The following is a 4,866-nucleotide window of genomic DNA, read 5'->3' on the forward strand; positions in this document are numbered from 1 at the left end:
TGGATCGAGCGCACCTACCACCGGCGTCGTCGGCAGGCCGGTCTCGGCCGATTGACCCCCATCGAATACGAGACCATCATGACCGCGTCAGCCACTCAGGCTGCGTGACCCAACCTGTCACCCGATCGTGCAGCAGTCCCCGCCTAGGTCTTGAGATCCGGCGCCAAAGGATGATCCGCGGTCTAACGCAAGCGGAAGTAGCGAGCTTGATCGGGCTATCGGCCAGAAGCAACCTCAGTGACTACGAGCTCGGCCGTCGTCTTCCACCACGTGATCTAGTGATCGCCATCGAAAACGGCCTCTCGCTCCACTCTGGCGAACTTAGCCAATGGCACGCGCGCGCCCTGGTCGAGCGGGCCGACCGTTGGTTCGAGGACTCCCTCGGCGCGGACTCGTAGCTCTGGGCGGCTTGACGCGGCCGGGCCGGAGGCCGGGGAACCTCGCGTCTCGCGTCGGATGGTGATGTGTGCCCACAACGGGGCGGAGAGCTGACGGTCATTCGTCGGTGCTTTGTCGCCGCGCGGTCACGAGGTAGTCGGACCTATGTCGCGAATGGGTGCGATTTGCGTCGGCGCGCCGCCTCGATTTCCTTTCCTTGCATAGTCTCCTTTCTCGTCGCATTCGTGACCAAAAACTACTAGCAAGGAGTTCGAAGTGAACGCTCGTGTTCGTTCCATGGCGATAGCTCTTGCGAGTGCCGCACTCGTGATCGGTCCGGCCGCTGGCGCCTATTCCGCCTCGCCGGATGCGTCTCCGTCAGCGCCGCCGTCAGACTGGACACCCACGAACGCCGACGTCGGCGGCCAGCCCGACTGGTTCGGACCTCCGGCTTCGAGTAAGGGGTCGCTGGGCGCCGCCCCGGCAACAGCCGAAGGCTGCTGGGGGAACGCCTTCGATCCCCGCAAGGTCAACGCGGCGCTCGAGTGGGGCGCTCAAACTGAGTGCGAGCCCGACCCGGAGTACATGAGCATGACGGTCACGCTCCAGAAGTGGAAGGGAAAGAAGGGCAAGTGGGTTACTGTTGCTTACGCATCAGGCAGCAAGTTGGGGTGGGTTCTTACGGTCGCGCCGAGTTCGCTTTGCGACAGCCTCACTGGCACCCACCACTACCACGAGATCGTTGAAGCCTCGGCCGAGGGGTCACCATTTCCACAGACGCCATTCACCAGCGACTCGGTCGAAGTGGACAACTGTGGCCTGAACGCTCTCTGACCAACTCCTTGAAGGGCGGGATGCATGACCGATCGAGCTACAGATCAAACTGACGTCGACCCGCTTCGGATCGTGGAGGAGGCCGCTCGTCGTCACTACCGGGCGAATCCCTCAGCTACCCCATTTGCTGCGGTGCTCGGTGCCGGCGACCGTTCCGCCATTGTCTGTGCTCCTGGCGGCGCCACTCGACCGAACTGGGAGCGAGCGTCGTCATTGGCGTCACAAACCACGCCTCCAGCGGTTGATCAGCGATTGCTGTCGGCCGTGACGTCGGTCGCGGATGGAATTTCCGCCGTCGCATGGGTGCATGCCGGCGCCCAAGCTGGGAGTGTCGAGATCCGATCAGAGGACAAGTCGGGCCACGCACGGCGGACATGGTCCGCTGATCTAGCTAGCAACAACTGGAGTCGTGAAGCCTGCACCGGAAGTCTGTGGCCCGCGGAGTCGGAGTAGCGTCTTGCCGCATCGAGCCCCCGCCCGTGCCGGCGGGGGCTCCTCCTAGAGCCACCCCCGCCGGGCGGCCTCCACGCCTGCCTGGAACCGCGACTCCGCGCCCAGCTCGGACATCAGCTCGGCGACCCGGCGCCGTACCGTGCGCAGGCCCAGGCCGAGGCGACGGGCGATCTGCTCGTCCTGCGCCCCTGAGGCGAGCTGCTGGAGCAGCAGCCGGCGGGCGGGATCGCCGCGATGCAGCCCAAGGTCGAACGGCGCGGCGTCGGCCCACATCTGCTCGAAGAGCAGCGTCAGCGCCTGCACGATGCTGCGCTGGCGGACCATCACCAGGGGCGACTCGGTGTTGCCCAGCGGCTCGGGCAGGATCGCGTGGCTGGTGCCCACGATGAGCAGCCGGGTCGGGATCTCCGGCAGCAGCCGGATCTCCTCCCCCGCCTCGGCGCGGGCCTCGATGGCCGACCGCGCGTCCCGCAGCGCCGGCACCGGATAGAGCGCGCGTGCCCGGCGCCCGCTCTTGACCGCCGTGGCGACCAGGGCGAGCATCTTGTCCTCCCGCGGCAGCGTCCACTGGTCGGGGCGAAGCCAGCGCAACTCGCCGCTGGTGCCGGCCACCAGGGTGGACAGCGTCTCGGCGAGGGAGCGCGAGGAGAACACCTCGCCGTCCAGCGGCTGCTCCGTCTCGGCCAGGTGGGAGGAGGGCACGCGCGCGGTGCTGCCGGCGACGTACGGCATCGCGCGGCTGATGCTGAGCAGCCGGTCGTGCGCCAACCGGGCCCTCTCGGCGGCGGTGGCGATCATCCGTGAGACCGCGTCCGCGGGCGTGAGGACGGTGACGCCCTCCGGGCGCAGGTCGAGGATCTCGGCCTCGACCAGCGGAGCCGCCCGGGCCGCCAGCTCGTCCGCGGCGATGCCCAGCCCGGCCAGCACCTCCTCGAGCGGACGACCGGCCAGGGGAAGCAGCTGGTCGTAGAGGCGTCCGACCCCGTGCGGGAAGCCGAGCGCCGTCATCAGCGTCTCGGCACCCTTGGCGTCCATGGCTCGGCTCAGACCTCGGGCTTGAGCAGCGGGAACAGGATCGTCTCGCGGATCCCGGCACCGGTGAAGAGCATGATCATCCGGTCGATGCCGAGTCCGAGGCCGCCCATGGGCGGCGCACCGTACTCCAGCGCTCGCAGGAAGTCCTCGTCCAGCTGCATGGCCTCGGGGTCGCCGCCGGCCGCCAGGAGCGACTGCTGGGTGAGTACCTCGCGCTGCACCACCGGGTCGATGAGTTCGGTGAACGCGGTGCCCCGCTCGACGCCGCCGATGATGAGATCCCAGGCCAGCACCTGGCGCGGCTCGGCCGAGTTGAGCCTGGCCAGCGGCTGTGCCTCGGCCGGGAAGTCGCACAGGAACGTCGGCTGCAGCAGGTGCGGCTCGACCAGCTCGCCGCACAGCTCCATCACGATCTTGCCGGCGCTCCATGCCTCGTCGATCTCGACGTCGTGCTTGGCCGCGAGCGCGACCAGGGCATCGCGCGGCGTGTCGGGTGTGACGTCCTGGCCGACCGCCTGCGAGACGCCCTGGTAGACCGGCAGCCAGGCCCACTCGCCGTCCAGGTCGATGGTGCCTGGCTCGCCATGCCAATCGGGGACGGCGATGGTGCGCGAGCCGACCAGGTCGGCGGCGTTGAGGTACATCTGCCGCATGATCTCGGCCATGGAGAACTGATCGCCGTAGGCCTGGTATGCCTCCAGCATGGTGAACTCGGGGCTGTGGGTGGAGTCGACGCCCTCGTTGCGGAAGACCCGGCCGATCTCGAAGACCCGGTCGACGCCGCCCACGACCGCCTTCTTCAGGTTGAGCTCCAGGGCGATGCGCAGCGTCATCTCCTGGTCGAAGGCGTTGAGATGGGTCTTGAACGGCCGGGCATGCGCCCCGCCGTGGATGAGCTGCAGGATCGGGGTCTCGATCTCGACGTAGCCGGCGTCCTCGAGGGTACGGCGCACCGCGCGCGTCACCGTCGAGCGCAGCCGCAGCATGTCGCGGGCCTCCTGGCGGACGATCAGGTCGGCGTACCGCTGCCGGACGCGGGCCTCCTCGCTCAGCTCCTTGTGGAAGACCGGGAGCGGCCGCAGTGCCTTGCTGGCCATCATCCAGCTGCTCGCCATCACCGAGAGCTCACCGCGCTTGGAGCAGATCACCCGGCCGGTGACCGAGACGTGGTCGCCGAGGTCGACCAGCGCCTTCCAGTCGGCGAGCGCCTCCTCGCCGACCTCGGCCAGGCTGAGCATCACCTGCAGCCGGGTGCCGACGCCCTCTTGCAGGGTGGCGAAGCAGAGCTTGCCGGTGTTGCGCACGAAGATCACCCGGCCCGCGACCGAGACGACGTCCTGGGTCTCCTCGCCGGCCTCGAGGTGGGCGTAGGCCTCCCGGACCTCGGCGAGGGCGTGGGTGCGCGCGACGTTGGTCGGGTACGCCTCGATGCCCGCGTCGAGCAGCCGCTGGCGCTTCTCACGCCGGACCACCATCTGCTCGTTGAGATCGGGCTCGGGCAGCGTCTGGCTCGTCTCGCTCACGGGGTAAGGCTAGTGGCCGCGGCGGAGTCCGCTCACGCCCGGGCGATGGCGAGGAGGTCGCGTACCGGGCCGCGCGGCGGCGAGTCGGTGCCGATCCAGACGGCGGTGAACCGGCGCTGGAGATCGAGGCCGGCGACGGGTACGGCGACGAGCGTCCCGGCGGCCAGGTCGCGCTGGACGACCCGGCGGCTGAGGAACGCCGGAGCGCCGCCGGCCGCGACCGAGGCGAGCACCGCCGCGGCGGTGGTGAGCTCGACCTCGGGCGGGGCCAGCGTGACCCCGACGGCGGCGGCCGCGTGCTCGGCGACGCCGCGGGTGCCCGAGCCCGGCTCGCGGCTGGTCAGTGGGCGGGCGGCGACCGCCTCGGGGCGCAGCGGCCGGCGGCGCCGGGCCCACGGGTCGGTCGGAGCGGCGACCAGGACCAGCTCGTCGCTGCCGACGACGGCCGAGGCCAGCCCGCTCAGGTCCGCCGGTCCCTCGATGAAGCCGAGGTCGGCCTCGCCGGAGCGTACGGCGGCCAGCACGGCGTCGGTATTGGTCGCGTGCAGGCTCACCGGCACCGGGCTGCGCTCGCGCAGACGCACCAGCCAGCCGGGCAGCAGGTGCTCGGCGGTGGTCATCGAGGCGTGGACGTGCAGCTGCC

The 4,866-nt window shown here is 69.8% G+C and carries 5 protein-coding genes; 2 read left to right on the forward strand and 3 right to left on the reverse strand.

Translation table 11 applies throughout. The annotated features are described in order from the left end of the window. Positions 1 to 104: 104 nt before the first annotated feature. Together VHA72_RS16525 and VHA72_RS10655 are read left to right on the forward strand one after the other, a co-directional pair. Positions 105 to 398, forward strand: a complete 294-nt coding sequence (locus VHA72_RS16525; protein ID WP_414689790.1) for a helix-turn-helix domain-containing protein — start codon at positions 105 to 107, stop codon at positions 396 to 398. Between the two features lie 256 nt (positions 399 to 654). After that, positions 655 to 1,212 (forward strand): hypothetical protein, encoded by a 558-nt coding sequence (locus VHA72_RS10655; protein WP_325575012.1) that lies wholly within the window; start codon positions 655 to 657, stop codon positions 1,210 to 1,212. Between the two features lie 498 nt (positions 1,213 to 1,710). On the opposite strand, the gene VHA72_RS10660 is transcribed toward VHA72_RS10655, so the two are convergent. From VHA72_RS10660 to VHA72_RS10670, 3 genes are all read right to left on the reverse strand, one after another. After that, the gene (locus tag VHA72_RS10660; RefSeq protein ID WP_325575014.1) at positions 1,711 to 2,700 is read right to left on the reverse strand and encodes a helix-turn-helix domain-containing protein; all 990 of its coding nucleotides are present in this window, start codon (positions 2,698 to 2,700) and stop codon (positions 1,711 to 1,713) included. A gap of 8 nt (positions 2,701 to 2,708) precedes the next feature. After that, positions 2,709 to 4,175: a lysine--tRNA ligase gene (gene lysS / locus VHA72_RS10665; protein ID WP_414689791.1), complete on the reverse strand. Its 1,467-nt coding sequence runs from the start codon at positions 4,173 to 4,175 to the stop codon at positions 2,709 to 2,711. 80 nt (positions 4,176 to 4,255) lie between these two features. Further along, a partial coding sequence (locus VHA72_RS10670; protein ID WP_325575018.1) for a LysR substrate-binding domain-containing protein occupies positions 4,256 to 4,866 on the reverse strand: 611 nt, incomplete at its 5' end.

It is taken from the genome of Nocardioides sp., from assembly GCF_035547795.1.
Lineage (GTDB): Bacteria > Actinomycetota > Actinomycetes > Propionibacteriales > Nocardioidaceae > Nocardioides.